This is a genomic window from Centipeda artemidis DSM 19719 (assembly GCF_000426665.1).
GTDB lineage: Bacteria > Bacillota > Negativicutes > Selenomonadales > Selenomonadaceae > Centipeda > Centipeda artemidis.
Genome location: NZ_AUFU01000001.1, coordinates 504,795 through 524,539, shown reverse-complemented (window position 1 = coordinate 524,539; position 19,745 = coordinate 504,795). Strand labels below are relative to the sequence as shown.

Sequence of the window (19,745 nt, the reverse complement as noted above, 5' to 3'; positions counted from 1 at the left end):
AAGAGCCCCCACGGCGATGCATTTGCATCGCCGTGGGGGCTCTGTCGTATGACGATCAGAACGACGCGACGGGATCGAGCGCCTTCACTTCGCCTGAGGCTTCCATGGTGATGGACTGTCCTTCGCCGAGTCCCGTGAAGATGACGAGACACGCGTCGGATTTGGCGTTCTCTTTGATGTAATCGATGTCGAACGTCATGAGCTTATCTCCCTTTTTCACCTGCTGTCCGGATTCGACAAAGACTTCGAATCCCTTGCCGCCGAGCGCGACGGTATCGACGCCGATGTGGAGCAGGTATTCCGTGCCGTCCGCGCTCTTCATACCGATGGCGTGCTTCGTGTCAAAGACAAAGACGACTTCGCCGTCCGCAGGGGCGACGACCTCGCCGACGCTCGGATAGATGAAGTAGCCGTCGCCCATCATCTTGCCCGCGAAGGCTTCGTCGGGGGCTTCGGTGATGGGATGCACCGTCCCCGTGACGGGCGCGCAGAGCGTATGCCTGCCCGCATTTGCCGCGGGGGCGGCGGTTTTTTCTGCTGCGGGCGTCGCGCTCTCTACAGGCGCGGGCGCGGCATCCGGTTCCGGCTCGACCTCCGGGGCGGTCATCAGATAGGTCTCGAGGTTCGACTTGATGACGGCGACCTGCGGCCCGTAGATGACCTGTACGCCCGTGCCCTTGACGATGACGCCGACGGCGCCCGTCGCCTTGAGCAGTTTTTCATTGACGAGTGAGGCGTCGGCGACTGAGCAGCGCAGGCGCGTCGCACAGCAGTCGACGGAGGTGATGTTGTGCTTGCTGCCGAGCCCGCGCGCAATCGCCGCACTCTTTTCGTCCGCCGTGGGCGCGTCGCCCGATGCCGCACTGCCGCCCTCGCGTGCCTTGTAGTCCGCCTTCGTGAAGAGCCTTGTCTCCTCGTCGTCGTCCTCACGTCCGGGGGTCTTGAAGTTGAAATGCGTGATCATCCAACGGAAGATGAAATAGTAGAGGAAGAAGTAGACGATGCCGACGGGGATGACGTACATCCAGCTCGTTTTGTCCTCGCCCTGCAATATGCCGAAGATGAAAAAGTCGAGCAGCCCGCCGGAGAATGTGAGTCCGACCGCGATGTTCAGCATGTGCGCGATCATGTACGCAGCGCCTGCGAGCGCGACCTGCACGGCAAAGAGGGCGGGTGCGACGAAGAGGAAGGAGAACTCGATCGGCTCGGTGATGCCCGTGAGCATACAGGTGAGTGCTGCCGAGAGCAGGAGACCGCCCGCGACTTTTTTCTTTTCGGGGCGCGCCGTATGGTACATGGCGAGCGCCGCGCCCGGCAGACCGAAGATCATGAAGATGAACTCGCCCGAGAAGTAGCGCGTCGCATCGGCGCTGAAATGAACGACATTCGGGGAGGCGAGCTGCGCGAAGAAGATGTTCTGACCACCCTGGATGAGTTGTCCGTCGATCATCATGGAGCCGCCGACACCCGTCTGCCAGAAGGGGAGGTAGAAGACGTGGTGAAGACCGAACGGAATGAGCGCGCGCTTGATGATGCCGAAGATGAGCGTACCGATGTAGCCCGTCCCCGTAACGAGACCGCCGAGGGCGAAGATGCCCTGCTGGGCGAGCGGCCAGATGAAGTACATGGCGATACCGACAAAGAGAAAGACCACCGTCGAGATGATCGGGACGAAGCGCGATCCGCCGAAGAAGGAGAGCGCATTCGGCAGGACGATCTTGTGGTACTTATTGTGCAGCCACGCGACGCCGATACCGACGATGATGCCGCCGAAGACGCCCATCTGGAACGACATGATGCCGCAGGACGCCGCGATCGTGCCTTCGAGCACATGCGGCGCGATGCTCCCGTCCGGCAGAATCTGCCCGCCAAGCTTCAGCATAGCGTTGCACGCGGAGTGCATGACGAAGAACGCGATCATCGCGGAGAGCGCGGCGACCTCCTTTTCCGCCTTTGCCATGCCGATGGCGACGCCGACGGCGAAGATGATCGGCAGATTGCCGAAGATGGTGCTGCCCGCGCTCGCCATGATGGTGAGCAGGGAGTGCAGCGCCGTACCGCTTCCGAGGATGCCGCCGAGACCGTACGTCTCTATCGTCGTGGGGTTGGTGAACGACGCGCCGATGCCGAGCAGGATGCCTGCGATCGGCAGAATAGCGACGGGCAGCATGAAGCTGCGGCCAACCCGCTGGAGCACACTGAAAATCTCATCTTTCATATTTGTGACCCCTTTCCACCGCGCCGCAGTCTGCACGTTCCCCCAAAGACACTGTGAAAAAAGGCAGCCGCAAAGAGTACCGATACGATGCTCTCCTCTCTGCGCTGCCTTTTCATCTGCGGACACGGAAAATCCTATTGAACTGTTGCGTCTTGATTATAGCCGAGAGAGGACGGATGTGTAAAGGAGAAAATCACATTCGCCCCGCAATCCTATGCCTGTGCGTCTTGTTTTAGTTCCGCGAGGAAACGTGCAACGGCATCCTGCCACGGCGGGAGGCGCCGGAACTCTGCGGCGTCGAGACTCTTTTTCGAGAGCCGCGAGTTCTTCGGGCGCGCCGCCTTGGTCGGGTAGGCGCGGCTCGGCACGGAGGTGACGGCGACGTCTTTGCCGGCGGCGCGGAAGATCTCGCGCGCAAACTCCGCCCACGAGCAAAATCCTTCGTTCGTCGCATGGTAGACGCCGTACCGGTCGGAGACAATCATGTCGGCGAGCAGCGGCGCGAGATCACGCGTGTAGGTCGGCGAACCAATTTGATCGCTGACGATGGAGAGGATTTTGTGCGTATCCGCGAGGGAGAGCATTGTTTTGACAAAATTCTTGCCATGCGTGCCGAACACCCACGAGATGCGGACGATAAAATAGTCCGTGAGATGTGCGGCGACCGCCTCCTCACCCGCGAGTTTCGACGCGCCGTAGACATTTTTTGGCCCCTTCGGATCGTCCGTCTCATAGGGCGTATCCCCCGTGCCGGGAAACACATAGTCCGTGCTGATGTAGAGCAGCCTGCATCCGTATTCCGCCGCAAGTTTCGCGACGATCTCTGTTCCCGCCGCATTGACGAGGCGGCAGAGATCAGGTTCGTCCTCCGCCGCGTCGACCGCCGTGTATGCTGCCGCGTGGAGGATGGAGTCCGGCTCGAACTCCTCGAGGACGGCGCGCATCGCCCGCTCGTCCGAGAGTGGGAACATGTGCGAGGAGACACCGTAGACTTCGTGACCACGCGCCTTGAACTCTGTTGCGCAGTCGCTTCCGAGCTGTCCCGTTGCTCCGGTGATGAGGATTTTCATAGCGTACCGCCTTTCTTGTCATTGCTTTGATTTCCCTCTGCGCAAAGATGCACGTCGTTAGCTTGCAGACGAAATACTATTGATAGAACAAATACGTAAAAAGTTGTCGACGCGTTCAAATGTAATGTTCAAATCCTGCGGAAAATGCGCGATGAGCGTTTGATCGCTCCATTCATATTCCGTATTGTTCCATGTCAGAAATCCCTCTGTAAAAATCTTATGGTCGATGTGGAATTGTTGAATACATCGCGTTGTGATGGATACGAAATTTTGAACGTCGACGGGAGCGAATATGCGATCGGAAACTCCTGAAAATGCGACGAAAATTGCTCCGCCGTCATGTGATCCCCTGTAATAACAATAGTTGCCGGCGATGCCGCAAGTGACGATCGATAGGTTATGTCCGCTGAACGTATCGTTCAATCTAAATTCTGCGGTTGTCAGAGGCTCTAATCTCCAGCGTTCGCCGACTTCTTTTGTGTGATCGGCAAGCCGGAGAATTTCTTCGGAAAAGCCGTTGATATTCTCCCAGCCCCATAGCCATGTGTTGCTTTTCGTGGACTCACTTCCAATAAATTGAAGTGGATATTTTTGGGTGCCGAAGCGGATGCTGCCCTCCTCAAAATCGACGTTCCAGTCTTGTTCCTTGACCACCTGATCGCGGCAGGCTGTCTGCACCGCCATCATTTTGCCTAAGCAGGCCGAGAAAACATGAAACCAATTTCCCGTATCGACGGCGAGGTGTTCGATCCAAAGGTTCCGGCTGCCGGCATCGCTTAAAAATCCCATTGGTATGTCCTCCACGTCTGTGCAATTAAAAAATACATTCGGCTATAGTTGGTATTTCATCTTCCAATCGGAAGCGAGGTGCAGCTTTAAGTCCTCCTCGTAATTTAAATCCCTGTTCAGCCCGAAGGCCTCGAACACGGCTTTTTTATCGGTATGGTGTCGGGGATCGTTGAGATCATGTGCTCTTCCCTCGTAGAAAGGCAAATTACTCCCCGTTGCTATACAGGCTTCGAATTGATAGAGATCCGGTGAAAAGCTGACCTCTTCCGCTCTATATTGATCCAATGCGCCCGACCACGGTTGATCAAAAAGTGCTTGATATTTCGCTAACGGCATTTCCCGATAGATCCATCCGTATTGCAGGTAGGCGATATCAGGATCGTCAGCGCTGATGCTTGGGGATGTTGAAATCATTGCATCCACAAAATCCGAACCAATCGTCTTCAATCGGGTTGAGCCCCAAATGCGTCCGATCTTCATTTGTTAATATGAACGCTCTGCTGTCGTGCACGATTTTCTCCTTTTACAGGCGTGCTGATTTGATAATATCTGTTATTTTATATTATACCATTTTTGAACCGGTTTTCATATGGAAACAATCGTTGGAATGTACGCGCAAAAAACGGACAGCAGCCTTTTCGGCGACTGTCCGCTGTTGTTATTGCGCTTCGGGTGTGATGGTCGGAATCCGAAGGATGATCGTCGTGCCTTGATCGACTACACTTTTCAGCGCAATTGCGATGCCGTGCTGATCGGCGATCCAGCGCGCGATCGAAAGTCCCAGCCCCGAGCCGCCCGTCTCCTTCGTACGCGAGGAATCGACGCGATAGAACCGATCGAAGATGTGCGGCTGATGTTCGGGGGCGATGCCGATACCGTCGTCGGAGAGCTGCACGGTGACGCTTTTGCCGTCCTCCGAGCGTATCGATTCCGCGCTGATGTGACCGCCGGGAGGGGTATATTTGACGCTGTTCTCGAGGAAGATGCGCAGGAGCTGACGCAGGAGAACGGGGTCTGCCCGGACGATTGCAGGATCGTTCCTGCCAAGCGAGACCTCGTGCGTGGTCGTGACCGTGTGCATCTTCTCCATGGTGTCCGCGAGCAGCTCTTCCAGATCCACGTCCTCCATATTGACGGCAAGACGCCGTTGATCGGCGCGCGCGAGGAAGAGCAGTTTCTCGATGAGCTGCTGCATATTATCCGCCTCGGAGCGGATGGAGGTCAGGCTCTCCTCGAGGATCGCCTTGTCCTCACGCCCCCAACGGGAGAGGATGTCCGAGTAGCCGAGGATGACCGTCAGCGGCGTGCGCAGTTCGTGCGAGGCGTCCGAGACGAAACGCTGCTGCTGCGTGAATCCTTCCTGCAGGCGGTCGAGCATGCGGTTGAACGTGCGCGCGAGTTCGGAGAGCTCGTCGCGTGCGCGCGGTTCGTCGAGACGCCTGCCGAGACGTTCCACCTCAATGCTGCGCGCCGTCCATGTAATCTCTCGTATGGGTTTTAGGATACGATTGCTGAGGAAGTGCCCTGCGATCAGTGCCAGCACAAAACAGATAGCGACCGTGTAGAAAATCAGCCGCTGCAGGGAGTAAAAAAAGTCCTTTTCCGTCGTGATGGTGCGGAAAAAGTGAATCCGATAGGGAACCCCCGCATAGGTCACGTCGCGCATCGCGTGGTAGACCGTACCGTTGCGAAACGAGGAGACCTCCATCTCAGGATTTGCCCAAAACGGCGCTGCGATGCGCCCCGCCTCAATCGTCTCAATCGAGGGGAAATGTGCGTCCGTATCGAGCACAACGCGGCCGTCTGCGTCTGTGATGCGGACAATGACACCGGGGATGACGGGGCCCTCGAACCAGAATTTCACATCGGAGGCATGACCGTTCTCAATGTTGTCCATCACATGGCGGATACTGCGGTCAAGATCCACCTCTGCCTGCCGGTAAAAATAGACGTACGCGCCAACCCCCAATATCGCCGTTGAGAGAATGAGGACGAAAAAGAGGATTGCCGCGTACAGCAGAGTGATCTTCGTTGAGATGCGTATGTAGAAGTAGCGGTCGATCCAGCGGGCAAGTTTTGCCTTAGTCGCGTACCACATAGCCGACGCCCCGCACCGTGTAGATATACTTCTGGTGGAAGCGGTCGTCCAGCTTTGCACGGAGATAGCGAATGTAGACGTCGACCACATTCGTCTCACCCGTGTAATCGAATCCCCAGACCTCCTGCAGGATCTGATCGCGCGTCAGCACTGTGCGCTTGTTGCGCAGGAGATACTCGAGAAGATCGTATTCGCGTTTTGTGAGGGCGACAATCTCGCCGTCCACCTGCACCTCGTAGCGCGAGAGGAACATGACGAGGTTCTTCACCGTCAGGCGGTCGCTCGGATCGCCCTCGGCAAGATCGCGGCGGCGCAGCGCGTTGTTCAAACGTGCGATGAGCTCGGGCACCGCGAACGGCTTCGTCATGTAATCGTCCGCACCGATGTCGAGGCCCTCGACGCGATCCTCCACGGCATCGCGCGCCGTCAGCATGATGATAGGAACGTTCGAGATTTCACGCACGCGGCGGCAGATCTCGATGCCGTCCATGCCGGGCAGCATCACATCGAGCAGAACGATGTCGAATTTTTCCTGAATGATGCGCTCGTAGGCACGAGTGCCGTTGCTCTCCGTCTCTGCTTCGAAGCCTTCATGCTCCAGCTCCATCTGCAGGAAACGTGCAATGCGAGCCTCGTCCTCAACGATGAGGACACGGGTCTTTTCATCCATTGGTGCACCACCTAATCTGTTTTTTTATGATTTGATGCCCCTACTATAAGGGAAGAAAGTAAAAATTAAAAGATGAAAACGGGGGATTTAATTGAAAAATAATATCCATTTCTATATCTTACCTAGGTCTAAGAGGTTTTGACGCCTCTTTTGTAGAGGTTAAAGAAAACAGATAATATTGATAAAATTAGCAGAGAAAAATTTACGTGGTATCGAATGATTATGAATAAGTTTAATTTTTACTTAGTTAGAACGTCGGGCACAGAACTCAGGCTGAAGTAAATAGATTCGGAACCCCTTTTGCAGATGTCCGCTCTCGCTGGAAGCTGCCTTTTATTTGGCGCTTGCACGGCGCCGGCAGGCGCATAACAACTGCCGGGAGCCGTAGTTTCCGCTTGACAAGGGGCGGCGCGTCAGCTATAACACAGAGGAGACTATAGAGAATCGAGGGATCTATGTGGCAGAAACGGGAACGCTCTACCTTTGCGCGACGCCCATCGGCAACCTCGGCGATATGACGTACCGTGCGGTGGAGACGCTGCGCGCGGCAGATCTCGTCGCGGCAGAGGACACACGGCATACGCGCACGCTGCTCGCGCACTACGACATTCATGTGAGGGTGACGAGTTATCACGAGCACAACAAGGCGGAAAAAGGGACGCTCCTCATCGAGGCGCTGAAGGCGGGCAAAAACATCGTTTGCGTCAGCGATGCGGGACTGCCCGGCATCGCCGACCCCGGTGCCGATCTCGCGCGGCGTGCCATCGCGGAGGGGATCGCGGTGACCCCGCTGCCGGGGGCGAACGCCGCGCTCTCGGCGCTCATCTGCGCGGGACTTCCGCTCGAGGGCTTCACCTTTGTCGGATTCCTCCCGCGCAGGGCAAAGCATCGCAAGGAACTCCTTGCGCGCGTACGCACCTATCCGGAGACGCTCGTCTTTTACGAGGCGCCGCACCGCCTGCGCGAGACACTCGCACTGCTCGCAGCGGAGCTCGGGGCGGCGCGCAGGGTATGCGCCGCGCGCGAACTCACGAAGAAGTTTGAGGAGTTCCGCCGCATGACGCTTGGAGAACTTGAGCTATATTATAAGGAAAACGAACCGCGCGGGGAATTCGTCATCGTCGTCGCGGGAGCGGATGCGAGGGCGGCGGAAGAAAACGGCACGGACATACCCGATCTGCACGCACGCTATGCGGCGCATTTGGCGGCGGGGCTTGATAAAAAGGAAGCGATGCGCCGCACGGCGCAGGAGCTAGGCATTGCGCGGCGTGACGTTTACAAGACGCTCTTAGAGAAAAAAATAGGGACGCATACGACGGATCAGATCGGTGCGGTTGGTTCGTTTGGAGAGAAAGAGGAGGATGGTTGATGATGAACACAGGGGCATTACGAATTGCTGCGCTCTTTGTCGCACTCGTATTTACGCCGACGGCGGCATTCGCCAATGGTTCCGCTGCAGAGGCGGTCGCGCCCGGTATTGAAGAAGCGAGCGCGGCTCCCGCGGCGGACAAGAATGCCGAGAAGTCTTTCCGTGTGGTGGAGGATCACCGCGTTCTTAGTCTGCGGTCAGCGATTCCTTTTCCGCCGCTTCGGAAACACACGATATCCGACGGGAAAGATATGCCGAAAACGATCGGCTATACGACGGAGATCCCCGGAAGCGTCGAGTTCGGCGTGTTCCATATCTCATTTGGTGAGAAATTCTATGCGCAGCATGTACGCGGCAATGAGATGCGCTTCATCCGAGCGTACTACGTCTTCCGTATGCGCTCCATAGAGGACGATCCAAAATCGGGGGCGACGCTGCGCGCGTTCAGCCCAGTCCCGGTCGGCCAGGCACAGGTCGGCGACGGGGCGCTCCTCTTTGAATATGATGTGACGGATCATAAAAAGAAAGTCGACGATCATAACTATATTTTCTTTATCGCACAAGATCCTGTCCTGTGGGTTGTCGAGGCGTCCTGCCCCGTCGGCACATCGGCGGAGGATCTTGCGCGCGTGCGCGATATATTTACGACGGTGCGTGTTGGAGACGCCTCGGACGGCAAACTCTAACGAAGGGGAAGACAATGTACGACATACGACATATTTTATCCGCCGCGGCGGCGTTTTATCTTGTGTGCGCGCCTCCCACGGCGAACGCGGCGCGCCCGCCGTGGCTGGAAAACGTCCCTCATCTTGACGCTTACGTTGCGGCACAGGCGACGGAAAGGGATGTGCCGTCCCCTGCGGCGGCAGGGGAGGGACATGGCGCCTCCTCAGCGCCGGTCGGCGCCGGCGAGCAACTTCCCGTCGAACCTGCGGGGACGTCTCTGCGCATCGTATCGGAGCGGCACGTGCTGCGATTCGTGCCGAAGATTGCGCTCACGAAGCCTTACCGGCTCGATCTCTCCTCAAAGGAGTTCGCTGCGCGGGGGAATGGGGAAAAACTCGACGTTTATATATCGTTCAATCAAGATGCTCCTCTCGTTTTCTGCGTCGCCTGTATGCATATGGATGAGGATTTCTACGCGGCGCATATACGCGGAAACGAGGAATCTATCGTCCAATCAGCGTACGGGTTCGCCATGATGCTTGCCGACGCGGCGCGTCAGAAACGGGAGGGCGTCGGCGGCGGGTTTAGCATGGAGACGAAGAACCGCACGGATCTTGGCAATTTTGCACGGGAATTTGACAGCACCGTCCGGACGAAGGACGGCGATGTGCGCGAGATTGCCCTTGTCGTGATGCGGGAGCCCGTCATGTGGATGGTGACCGCCTATTATCCGGCATCGGCGGAGAACATGGACGCACTCATAGAGGAGACTCTCAGCAGTGTGACGGTGGAAAACCTGACGGGGGCGGGTGCAAAACAGATATGAACATGGCGGTCGGGGCTCACTTGCGGGACAATGTCTGCTGTGGTACTATTATAAAGAAAACAGAGCGAAACGAGGAATTATAATGAGTGAAAAGACGCCGTTTTATATCACCACCCCCATTTACTACCCGAGCGCAAAGCTCCACATCGGTCACGCGTACTGCACGACCGTCGCGGATACGATCGCGCGGTTCAAGCGGCTCGCGGGCTATGATGTGTTCTTCCTGACCGGCTCTGATGAGCACGGGCAGAAGATTCAGCAGGCGGCGGAGAAGGAGGGCGTCACGCCGCAGGCGTATGTCGACCGCATCGTCGCAGGCTTTCAAGAACTGTGGCAGCTGCTCGGCATCTCTTACGACGATTTCATCCGCACGTCGGAGGAGCGCCATCATGAGCTTGTGCAGAATATTTTCCAACAGATATACGATCAGGGAGATATTTACAAGGGGGAGTACAAGGGGCTCTACTGCACGCCATGCGAGAGCTACTGGACGGAGCTGCAGCTCGACGAGAACGGCAACTGCCCCGACTGCCACCGCCCCGTGCAGGAAGTCTCCGAGGAGGCGTACTTCTTCCGCATGAGCAAGTACGCGGATCGCGTGCTTGCGTATATCAAGGAGCACCCCGATTTTATCCAACCCGTCTCGCGGCGCAACGAGATGATCAGCTTCATCGAGCAGGGACTCGAGGATCTGTGCGTCTCGCGCACGTCGTTCGACTGGGGGATTCCCGTGCCGTTTGATCCGAAGCACGTTGTCTATGTGTGGTTTGACGCGCTTACGAACTATCTGACACCGATCGGCTATATGCACGATAAAGAAACATTCCGGAAATACTGGCCGTGCGACGTGCATCTCGTCGGCAAGGAGATCGTACGATTCCATACGATCATCTGGGGATGTATGCTCATGGCGCTCGGGCTGGATTTGCCGAAAAAGGTCTACGGGCACGGATGGCTCATCGTCGACGGTGCGAAGATGTCAAAATCCGTCGGCAACGTCGTCGACCCGATCGCACTCATCGAGGAATTCGGCGCGGATGCGATCCGGTACTTCCTCCTGCGTGAAATCACACTCGGGCAGGACGGCAATATCTCGCGCGACGCGCTCATCAACCGTATCAACTCCGATCTGGCGAACGACCTGGGCAATTTGCTCCATCGAACGCTCTCCATGGCGAAAAAATATCGCGGCGGCGTGATTGTGAAAGGTACGGGAGAGACGGCGTTCGACGCGTCGCTGGAGGAGATGGCGGCGGAGACGGTCAAAATGTATACCGCGCAGATGGAAGCGATGGAGCTGTCCCCGGCGATTCGCACCGTGTGGGCGTTTATCGCACGTACGAACAAATACATCGACGAGACCGCGCCGTGGACGCTCGCCAAGGACGAAGCGAAGGCGGGGCAGCTCGACTCCGTGCTTTATCATCTCGTCGAAGCGCTGCACATCACGAGTATCCTCATTGCACCGTTCATGCCCGTGACCGCGCGGCGCATCCATGCGCAGCTCGGCTTTGCCGATGATTTTGACGCGGTGCAGCTCGCGGACATCGCGCATTGGGGGCGCGTTGCGGACGGTCACACGGTCGGCACGGCGGAGCAGCTCTTCCCGCGGATCGAAATCGTATGAGCGCCGCATTCATCGACACGCATGCGCATCTCTATGATGAGAAGTTCGCGGATGATCTGTCGGAGACAATCGTCCGCGCGGCGGCGGCGGGCGTGACGCGCATCGTCAGCATGGGGGACTCCATGGAAGCGTCCGCGCAGGTCGTGGCGGATGCCGAGACACATCCCGCACTCTACGCCGCTGTCGGCATTCACCCCGAGAACGCCGCTCCGCTGACGGATGAGATGCGCGACCGTCTCCTCGCGTGGGCGCGGCGCCCGAAGGTCGTCGCCATCGGCGAGATCGGTCTCGACTACTATTGGGAAAAGGACGCCGACCGGCGTCTCACCCAGCGCGAACTCTTCGCCGCGCAGCTGCATCTCGCGCGTGAGGCGCAGCTCCCCGTCTGCATCCATGACCGCGAGGCACACGGTGATACGCTGCGGATTCTAGAGGAGGAGGGGCAAGGGCTGACGGGCGTCCTGCACTGTTACTCCGGCAGTCTCGAGATGGCGCGGGAACTCTGGAAGATGGGCTTTTACATCGGCATTGACGGCCCGCTCACCTATAAGAACGCGGCAAAGCTGCCCGACATCGTGCGCGAAGCACCGCGCGACCGCCTCCTCATCGAGACGGACAGCCCTTACCTCGCACCCGTTCCACTGCGCGGCAAGCGCAACGAGCCCGCCTACGTCGTTCATGTGGCGGCAAAGATCGCAGAAGTGCGCGGCGAGAGTATCGAGGAGGTCGCGCGTTACACGACGGAAAACGCCCTGCGGCTTTATCCGAAACTGAACAACTAAATATTGTTTTATCCGATTTATAAGTCCTGCGTCGCTGCAAAAACGGTGGTGTGGGGCTTTTGTATTGGGAAGAAAATCCTAGATTGTGGAGAGTAAGAACAGAAAATTGCTATCAATTCGCATCCGCATCCCATTCTTCATGAAAAATTCAGCTTAAAGTGGGAAAATGCTTTCAAACAAAGGGGGCATTCTATGCGTTTGAAATCAGTAGGGAATTTCATTCAAACTAAGAAAAACACGATGCTCTGTGCCATGCTCGGCGGCATGATGCTGCTCTCGAGTGGATTCACGATGAACGGCTTTCCGAAGAACATGCACCGCGTCAGCGTGCATGTTGACGGGCAGACCCTCACCGATATGACGGTACAGACGAAACCCAAGGATATTTTTGCCAAACTCGGCGTAAAACTCGGTGAGAAGGACACCTACGAGGTGTTTCGAAGCGAGGACCGGCGCCGCACCGAAATCGAAGTGCGCCGTGCGGTGCCTGTGACAATTTCGTTTTGGGGTGATACGCAGGAGGTCATGACGAGCAGCCGCACGGTCGGCGACGTCATGGCGGAGTACGGCTATAATATGAACGAGATCGACGCGGCACCGGGTGTGGATGCCCCTGTCACGGAACATCTTGCGATTATGCTGACGGAAAAGCCGGAGGCAGCCGAAGCCCGCCGCGCACGTGAACGCGAGGCAGAGCGTGTCAGCCGCGGCATCCCGCGCTACCGTGCGGCATATACCATGCATGCCTCGGCATACCTGCCGAGCGACGGCGGCGGCAGCGGCATCACGGCCAGCGGCATCCCGGCGCGGCGCGGTGTCGTCGCGGTCGATCCGAACGTGATCCCGCTCGGATCGCGCCTCTACATCCCGGGCTACGGCGAGGCGATCGCCGCGGATACGGGCGGCGCCATCGTCGGACAAAAAATTGATCTCTGCATGGAGAGCTACGACGAAGCAATCCAATTTGGACGGCGCAACGTCGAGGTCTACGTACTCGAATAATAAAATTTTCGCGCGACACAAAAATCGCGCGATTTTTTATTGACAAGAGCGTTCATCAGTGCTACTATACTATCGTACGATAAAAACTTCATATGGATTGGATCAGGTGTAGGGAGATGCGTCGCATATATGCGGACATCAACCGAACTTAATAGGGAATCCGGTATAAGCCGGAGCGGTCACGCCACTGTAACAGCGAGTGAACCTGCAAGGTAGATGGGACACATCTACAGTCACTGGGGATAACATCCTTGGGAAGGCGCAGGCGAGCGATGAACTGAAGCCAGGAGAACTGCCTGATTGACAATCACCGTTTGACCTACGAGTGATGGGGATGGGGATTACGAATCGTTCGCTTCAAAACGAAAATCCGGCGCAGCCAAGAGATCGGATTAGATGAGAACTGAGTGACGATATCGGAAGCCCGTCCTGCACAACGTGTGGGGCGGGCTTTTCGCTTGCCATACGGTGCGTGAGCATGTCCCGAGGAGATCGGTGTGCATGGGAAGATGAGCTTCCGTGCATAGCGATTTCCCCGGGATGAAGGGGCGGTATACACCCCTTGGGGAAACATTGCTCATCTTTTCAGTTCTCATTTATCTCCGTTATGGAGGTCACTCCGAGGGTGGAAGCTCGGGGTGTTTTTTTTATAAAAAACTGCCTCACCGCAGTTTTTAAGAGAAGTTTGAGTTCATCAGCTTCCCTTATCATACAAAGGAGGACGTACTATGCCGGAAGAAAAAGAGCGCTCAAGCGACGAAGAACTTCAGCAGCTTCTGAAGAAATCGGCTGAGGTCGAGGATTTCCCCGACGTTCCGCTCGATGAATTCACTCCGCCGACCGACGAGGAGTGGAAAGCTGCGTGCGAAGCTCTGCTCAAGGGAGCTCCGTTCGAAAAGGTGATGTTCACGAAAACCTACGAGGGCATCACATTCGAGCCTATGTACACGAAGAAGCACACGGAGGAAATCCTGCCCAAGAGCGTTATGCCGGGGATGGGCGATTTCCTGCGCGGTGTGGACGCAGCGGGGTACATCGGAAAGCCTTGGGGAATCGCGCAGGGTTGCGATGAGACGCTGCCCAAGGAGAACAACGAGCTGCTCCGCCATGAGAATGACAAGGGCTCGACCATCTACCACATCGTCCTCGACAGTGCGTCACGCAAAGGCGTCGACGCGCGCGAGGCGGAACATGTCGGTGACCTCGGCACGAGCGTGACGACAGTCGACGATATGCACACGCTGCTCGAGGGGCTCGATCTCGGGAAGTTTCCGCTCTATGTCTATGCAGGCGCGGCGGTGCTCCCGATCCTCTCGCTCATCGCGGCGGCACGCCGTGCGGCAGGGGAGGATATGTCGGGCGTGCGCGGCGTCATCGGCGCCGACCCCATCGGCGAGCTCGCCGCACGCGGCAAGATCGGCGCGTCGCTCAGCGCACAGTATGATGCAATGGCGGCGGCGGCAAAATGGGCGGTGGAGAACGCGCCGCATGTCAAAACCGTATTTGTACGCAGCGATGTTTACAGCAACGGCGGTGCGAACGACGTGCAGGAGATTGCCTCCTCGCTCGCAACGGCGACGGCGTATCTGCGTGCGCTCTGTGAGCGCGGGCTCACGGTTGACGACGCGGCGTCGCAGATCATGTTCGGGTTCTCCATGGGCGCGAACTTCTTCCTCCAGATTGCGAAACTGCGCGCGGTGCGTCCGATTTGGGCGCAGATCGTCAAGGCGTTCGGCGGGAACGCGGAATCGCAGAAGATGCGCATTCACGCGCGCCCCGCGCTCTTCTTCAAGACCGTTTACGACCCGTACGTCAACATGCTCCGCAATACGACGGAGATCTTCTCGGGCGTTGTCGGCGGCATCGATTCCTTCGAGAGCGCACCGTTTGACGAACCGATCCGTAAGGGTGACGAATTCTCCCGGCGCATTGCGCGCAACATCCAGATCATGCTCCAGGAGGAGTTCGGGATGCTCCAGCCGATCGATCCCGCAGGCGGATCGTGGGCGGTCGAATCGCTGACGCGCCAGATGAAAGAACGCATCTGGGCGGAGTTCCAGACCATCGAGGGCAAAGGCGGGATCGTCGAGGCCTTAAAGAGCGGCTATGTGCAGGAAGAGATCGCGAAGATCCTTGCCGACCGCTTCAAGAAGGCGGATGTGCGCAAGGATCGCATCGTCGGCAACAACATGTATCCGAACATGACGGAGACCCTGCTCGACCGCCGCGAAGAGGATACGGTGGCGCTGAAACAGCAGCGTGCCGCCGATATCGACGCATATCTCGCCGACATTGATGTGAAGCACTGCAAAGACGCGCTGACAGCGCTCAGGAGCGCGCCTACCGTCGAGAACGGCGTCGAGGCGGCATTTGCCGGCGCGACCATCGCGGAACTCATGGCTGCGGTCATCGAGGGCAAACCGGCGTCCGAAGAGGTCGACGCTATCGCGCCGCACCGCTGGAGCGAGCGCTTCGAGGCGCTGCGCCGCCGCACTGAGGACTACAAGGCGGAGAAGAACGACAACGTCAAGATCTTCCTCGCGAACATGGGACCCATCCCGCAGCACAAGGCGCGTGCAGACTTCACCACGGGCTTCCTGCAGGTCGGCGCATTCGAAGTGCTCGGCAACGACGGCTTTAAGACGGTCGAAGAGGCGGCGGAAGCTGCAGGCAAGAGCGGCGCGGACGCGGTCGTCATCTGCTCGACGGATGCGACCTATCCCGAGATCGTTCCCGCACTCGCACCGAAGCTCCACGAAGTACTCCCGAACGCGCGCGTGTTCCTTGCGGGCGCTGCGCCGAAGGATCTCCTCGAGACCTACAACAACGCGGGCATCGACGAGTACATCTCCGTGAAGGCAAACTGCTATGAGACGCTTGAGCGCCTCCAGAAGAAGAAAGGGATGATTGCCTAATGGCCGGATTTACGAATCCCGATTTTACAGGCATGAGCCTCGGCGAAAGCCCCTCCGCAGATTCCAAGGAGTGGCGCGCCCTCTTTGAGGGATCGACCGGACGCAGCTTCGACGCGCTCACGCACAAGACGATGGAGCGCGTGCCTGTAAAACCGTATTACGATCACGATGAATACGCGCATATGAGTCACCTCGACTTCGCGAGCGGCATTCCGCCGTGCCTGCGCGGACCTTACTCCACGATGTATGTGTTCCGTCCGTGGACGGTGCGTCAGTACGCAGGTTTCTCCACGGCGGAGGAATCCAATGCATTCTATCGCCGCAACCTCGCCGCAGGTCAGAAAGGTCTTTCCATCGCGTTTGACCTCCCGACCCACCGCGGCTATGACGCGGACAACCCGCGCGTTGTCGGCGACGTCGGCAAGGCGGGCGTTTCGGTCTGCTCCATGCTGGATATGAACATCCTGTTCTCGGGCATCCCGCTCGACCAGATGTCCGTCTCCATGACGATGAACGGCGCGGTTCTGCCCGTTCTCGCATTCTTCATCGTCTCGGGTGAAGAGCAGGGCGTTGACAAGAAGATCATGGCGGGAACGATTCAGAACGACATTCTGAAAGAGTTCATGGTTCGCAACACCTACATCTACCCGCCGGATATGTCGATGCGCATCATCGGCGACATCTTCGAGTACACGACGAAGTACATGCCGAAGTTCAACAGCATCTCCATCTCCGGCTACCATATGCAGGAAGCCGGCGCGCCTGCGGACATCGAGCTCGGCTACACGCTCGCCGACGGTCTCGAGTACATCCGTACGGGCATCAAGGCAGGGCTTGCCGTTGACGACTTTGCAAAACGTCTCTCGTTCTTCTGGGCGATCGGCAAGAACTACTTCATGGAGATTGCAAAGATGCGCGCGGCGCGCGTGCTCTGGGCGAAGATCGTCAAGTCCTTCGACGCCAAGAACGACAAGTCCATGGCGCTGCGTACACACAGCCAGACATCCGGCTGGTCGCTCACAGCGCAGGATCCGTTCAACAACATCGCCCGCACGGCGATGGAGGCGATGGGCGCGGCGCTCGGACATACCCAGTCACTGCACACGAACGCACTCGACGAGGCGATCGCGCTGCCGACCGACTTCTCCGCGCGTATTGCACGCAACACGCAGCTCTACATCCAGGACGAGACGAGCGTCTGCAAGATCATCGACCCGTGGGGCGGTTCCTACTACGTTGAGGCTCTTACAAACGAGATCATCCGCCGTGCATGGGCGCATATCCAGGAAGTCGAAGCACTCGGCGGCATGGCAAAGGCGATCTCGACAGGGCTGCCGAAGATGCGTATCGAAGAGGCATCCGCACGCCGCCAGGCGCAGATCGACTCCGGTATCGAGAGCATCGTCGGCGTGAACAAGTACCGTCTCGAGAAGGAAGACCCGCTGCAGATCCTCGCGATCGACAACACGGCGGTGCGTCAGGCACAGATCGAGCGTCTCGAAAAACTGCGCCGCGAGCGCAACGAGGACGATGTGCGCCGCACTCTCGAGGGTATCACAAAGGCGGCGGAATCCCGCGACAACGGCAACCTGCTTGAAGCGGCTGTCGACGCGGCACGCGTCCGCGCATCGCTCGGTGAGATCTCCGATGCTGTCGAGAAGGTCTCCGGGCGATTCCAGGCGGTCATTCACACCATCTCGGGTGTCTATTCCTCCGAGTTCACCGACAAGAGCGAGCTCGAGCGCGCCCGCGAGATGGCGGACGAGTTCGAAGAGCTCACCGGTCGCCGTCCGCGTATCTTCGTCGCGAAGATGGGACAGGACGGACACGACCGCGGACAGAAGGTCATCGCCTCGTCCTTCGCCGACATGGGCTGGGACGTCGACGTGGGGCCGCTCTTCCAGACGCCGGAGGAGACTGCACAGGACGCGGTCGACAACGACGTTCACATGGTCGGGTTCAGCTCGCTCGCTGCAGGCCACAACACACTCCTGCCGCAGCTGGTTGACGAACTCCACAAACTTGGACGCGACGATATCATGGTCTGCATCGGCGGCGTTATTCCGGTGCAGGATTATGACAACCTTTACGAACACGGCGCCGTCGCGATCTTCGCGCCGGGCACTAATATTCCGGAAGCAGGGATTAAACTTCTGACGCTCCTCATCGATCGGGCGAAGGAAGAAGCTGCGGGCTGACCGCAGCGGAAGGGGGCTGTTGCACGAGGTGATATCGTGCAATAGCCTTTTTCGCATTCGACCGGGGCGGGATCTTTGCGCCTCGCTTTGTCATTTCGTCAAACGCTTCGTCGACGTAGGCTTTTGACTACGCCTTCCTCGCGTTTTCCTCATTTCGCGCGATGCATCAAAGATTCCGCCCCGGATCAAGCGACGGCGGCAGGGGTGCGAAGGGGGATCATACCAAAAGAATCATGAGAAGCACATACCATATATCTCGTATAGAGATATGAAGGCGGGGCGAAAGATCGCGTCCCGCCCAAAGAAAGGAGGAATTATGAGCGACGAACATCACGGCTATACTACCGAACGTCCCGACTGGGTACCCGAGGGCGCCGATGAGAAGTTCACGACCACGGTCATGGGCGGCATCGAGGGCATCAAGGATCTCACGGTCGGCAATATCAACCCGAAGCTCATGAGCGGAGAGGCGCGACCGCGCCGCCGTCTCGTCATGACCGAGGACGACTATGTTGCAGGCGTCGAGAAGGGCGACCGCATGACGCTCTCGCGCGCCATCACCCTCATCGAAAGCAACAGCAGCAAGCATTTTAAGCTCGCTCAGCGCGTGCTCCAGCGGCTTCTGCCGCGCACAGGAAAGGCACTGCGCGTCGGCTTCACCGGTGTGCCGGGCGCGGGCAAATCGACCATGATCGAGGCATTCGGCAACATGCTCTGCGACGCGGGGCATCGTGTTGCCGTCCTCACGGTCGACCCGACCAGCTCCGTGACCAAAGGCTCTATCCTCGGCGACAAGACGCGCATGGGAACGCTCTCACGGCGTCCCGAGGCGTTCATTCGCCCCTCGCCTGCGGGCGGCACCCTCGGCGGTGTCGCGCGCAAGAGCCGCGAGACCATGCTGCTCTGCGAGGCGGCGGGCTACGACGTCATCATCATCGAGACGGTCGGCGTCGGACAGTCCGAGACAACCGTGCGCTCCATGGTTGACTTCTTCCTGCTCGTCGTGCTGACGGGCGCGGGCGACGAGCTCCAAGGCATCAAAAAGGGCATCATGGAGCTTGCGGATGCCATCGTCATCAACAAGGCGGACGGCGACAACCTCCTCAAGGCGCGTGTTGCGCGCGGGCAGTATGAGCGCATGATCGAGTTCATCCGTCCCGCGACCCCGGGCTGGGAGACGCACGCCTACCTCGCCTCGGCGATCGAAAAGACGGGGCTCGCCGAACTCTGGACGGTCATTCGTGCCTTCCGCGAGCGCACCGAAAAGAGCGGCGTATGGAAAAAACGACGCGAGGGGCAGCTCCTCGACTGGATGAACAGCATGATCGACGAGCATCTGCACAATCTCTTCTTCGAGGATGCCGTGGTGCGCGGCCGTATGCCCGAAATCAAGGATGCTGTCATCTCCGGGGAGATTTCGCCGACACAGGCGGTCGCCGAACTCCTCGGCGTCTTTGACGTTCACCGCGCGGCATCGCGGCAGGTCGATCTGTTTACGAACTAAAAGGAGGTGAA

15 protein-coding genes and 1 riboswitch are annotated in these 19,745 nt (G+C 58.2%); of the genes, 9 read left to right on the top strand and 6 right to left on the bottom strand.

The window, feature by feature from the left end:
* Positions 1–55: 55 nt before the first annotated feature.
* The 6 genes from K341_RS0102480 to K341_RS0102455 all read right to left on the bottom strand — a co-directional run bounded on the left by K341_RS0102480 (position 56) and on the right by K341_RS0102455 (position 6,845).
* Positions 56–2,218 carry a PTS sugar transporter subunit IIABC gene (locus K341_RS0102480; RefSeq protein ID WP_026761724.1) on the bottom strand — a complete coding sequence of 721 codons (2,163 nt, stop codon included), beginning with the start codon at positions 2,216–2,218 and terminating at the stop codon, positions 56–58.
* 212 nt (positions 2,219–2,430) lie between these two features.
* Positions 2,431–3,288 (bottom strand): dTDP-4-dehydrorhamnose reductase, encoded by an 858-nt coding sequence (rfbD, locus tag K341_RS0102475; RefSeq protein ID WP_026761723.1) that lies wholly within the window; start codon positions 3,286–3,288, stop codon positions 2,431–2,433.
* 57 nt (positions 3,289–3,345) lie between these two features.
* Entirely contained in the window at positions 3,346–4,077 is a 732-nt protein-coding gene (locus tag K341_RS0102470) for a DUF6882 domain-containing protein (RefSeq protein WP_026761722.1), read from the bottom strand.
* Positions 4,078–4,119: 42 nt separating this feature from the next.
* Positions 4,120–4,557 carry a hypothetical protein gene (locus K341_RS0102465; protein WP_248676861.1) on the bottom strand — a complete coding sequence of 146 codons (438 nt, stop codon included), beginning with the start codon at positions 4,555–4,557 and terminating at the stop codon, positions 4,120–4,122.
* Between the two features lie 178 nt (positions 4,558–4,735).
* Positions 4,736–6,175: a sensor histidine kinase gene (locus K341_RS0102460; RefSeq protein ID WP_026761720.1), complete on the bottom strand. Its 1,440-nt coding sequence runs from the start codon at positions 6,173–6,175 to the stop codon at positions 4,736–4,738.
* Entirely contained in the window at positions 6,159–6,845 is a 687-nt protein-coding gene (locus K341_RS0102455; RefSeq protein WP_009349562.1) for a response regulator transcription factor, read from the bottom strand. The genes K341_RS0102460 and K341_RS0102455 overlap by 17 nt, the downstream gene beginning before the upstream one ends.
* Positions 6,846–7,302: 457 nt before the next feature.
* Here K341_RS0102455 and rsmI point away from each other — a divergent pair, with 457 nt between their 5' ends.
* The 9 genes from rsmI (at position 7,303) to meaB (ending at position 19,734) form a co-directional block, all read left to right on the top strand.
* Positions 7,303–8,214 (top strand): 16S rRNA (cytidine(1402)-2'-O)-methyltransferase, encoded by a 912-nt coding sequence (gene rsmI, locus K341_RS0102450; protein WP_026761719.1) that lies wholly within the window; start codon positions 7,303–7,305, stop codon positions 8,212–8,214.
* Positions 8,214–8,900 (top strand): hypothetical protein, encoded by a 687-nt coding sequence (locus K341_RS0102445; RefSeq protein ID WP_026761718.1) that lies wholly within the window; start codon positions 8,214–8,216, stop codon positions 8,898–8,900. Before rsmI ends, K341_RS0102445 begins: the two co-directional genes overlap by 1 nt.
* 14 nt (positions 8,901–8,914) lie before the next feature.
* The gene (locus tag K341_RS0102440; protein WP_026761717.1) at positions 8,915–9,706 is read left to right on the top strand and encodes a hypothetical protein; all 792 of its coding nucleotides are present in this window, start codon (positions 8,915–8,917) and stop codon (positions 9,704–9,706) included.
* 82 nt (positions 9,707–9,788) lie between these two features.
* Complete coding sequence (gene metG / locus K341_RS0102435; protein ID WP_026761716.1) at positions 9,789–11,333, top strand: methionine--tRNA ligase; 1,545 nt, start codon at positions 9,789–9,791, stop codon at positions 11,331–11,333.
* Positions 11,330–12,115, top strand: coding sequence for a TatD family hydrolase (locus K341_RS0102430; protein ID WP_026761715.1), 786 nt, complete (start codon positions 11,330–11,332; stop codon positions 12,113–12,115). Before metG ends, K341_RS0102430 begins: the two co-directional genes overlap by 4 nt.
* 192 nt (positions 12,116–12,307) lie before the next feature.
* The gene (locus tag K341_RS0102425; RefSeq protein WP_009349568.1) at positions 12,308–13,117 is read left to right on the top strand and encodes a G5 and 3D domain-containing protein; all 810 of its coding nucleotides are present in this window, start codon (positions 12,308–12,310) and stop codon (positions 13,115–13,117) included.
* Between the two features lie 87 nt (positions 13,118–13,204).
* A riboswitch (cobalamin riboswitch) is annotated at positions 13,205–13,431 on the top strand.
* Positions 13,432–13,845: 414 nt separating this feature from the next.
* The gene (locus K341_RS0102420; RefSeq protein ID WP_009349571.1) at positions 13,846–16,032 is read left to right on the top strand and encodes a methylmalonyl-CoA mutase family protein; all 2,187 of its coding nucleotides are present in this window, start codon (positions 13,846–13,848) and stop codon (positions 16,030–16,032) included.
* Complete coding sequence (scpA, locus tag K341_RS0102415) at positions 16,032–18,230, top strand: methylmalonyl-CoA mutase (RefSeq protein WP_009349572.1); 2,199 nt, start codon at positions 16,032–16,034, stop codon at positions 18,228–18,230. The genes K341_RS0102420 and scpA overlap by 1 nt, the downstream gene beginning before the upstream one ends.
* Before the next feature lie 316 nt (positions 18,231–18,546).
* Positions 18,547–19,734, top strand: a complete 1,188-nt coding sequence (gene meaB / locus K341_RS0102410) for a methylmalonyl Co-A mutase-associated GTPase MeaB (protein ID WP_026761714.1) — start codon at positions 18,547–18,549, stop codon at positions 19,732–19,734.
* Positions 19,735–19,745: the final 11 nt, after the last annotated feature.

Excerpts from the sequence above, each read along its gene's own strand:
- K341_RS0102480 (WP_026761724.1), bottom strand. The coding sequence starts at position 2,218 with ATGAAAGATGAGATTTTCAGTGTGCTCCAGCGGGTTGGCCGCAGCTTC.
- rfbD (WP_026761723.1), bottom strand. The coding sequence starts at position 3,288 with ATGAAAATCCTCATCACCGGAGCAACGGGACAGCTCGGAAGCGACTGC.
- K341_RS0102470 (WP_026761722.1), bottom strand. The coding sequence starts at position 4,077 with ATGGGATTTTTAAGCGATGCCGGCAGCCGGAACCTTTGGATCGAACAC.
- K341_RS0102465 (WP_248676861.1), bottom strand. The coding sequence starts at position 4,557 with ATGAAGATCGGACGCATTTGGGGCTCAACCCGATTGAAGACGATTGGT.
- K341_RS0102460 (WP_026761720.1), bottom strand. The coding sequence starts at position 6,175 with ATGTGGTACGCGACTAAGGCAAAACTTGCCCGCTGGATCGACCGCTAC.
- K341_RS0102455 (WP_009349562.1), bottom strand. The coding sequence starts at position 6,845 with ATGGATGAAAAGACCCGTGTCCTCATCGTTGAGGACGAGGCTCGCATT.
- K341_RS0102445 (WP_026761718.1), top strand. The coding sequence starts at position 8,214 with ATGATGAACACAGGGGCATTACGAATTGCTGCGCTCTTTGTCGCACTC.
- K341_RS0102440 (WP_026761717.1), top strand. The coding sequence starts at position 8,915 with ATGTACGACATACGACATATTTTATCCGCCGCGGCGGCGTTTTATCTT.
- metG (WP_026761716.1), top strand. The coding sequence starts at position 9,789 with ATGAGTGAAAAGACGCCGTTTTATATCACCACCCCCATTTACTACCCG.
- K341_RS0102430 (WP_026761715.1), top strand. The coding sequence starts at position 11,330 with ATGAGCGCCGCATTCATCGACACGCATGCGCATCTCTATGATGAGAAG.
- K341_RS0102425 (WP_009349568.1), top strand. The coding sequence starts at position 12,308 with ATGCGTTTGAAATCAGTAGGGAATTTCATTCAAACTAAGAAAAACACG.
- K341_RS0102420 (WP_009349571.1), top strand. The coding sequence starts at position 13,846 with ATGCCGGAAGAAAAAGAGCGCTCAAGCGACGAAGAACTTCAGCAGCTT.
- scpA (WP_009349572.1), top strand. The coding sequence starts at position 16,032 with ATGGCCGGATTTACGAATCCCGATTTTACAGGCATGAGCCTCGGCGAA.
- meaB (WP_026761714.1), top strand. The coding sequence starts at position 18,547 with ATGAGCGACGAACATCACGGCTATACTACCGAACGTCCCGACTGGGTA.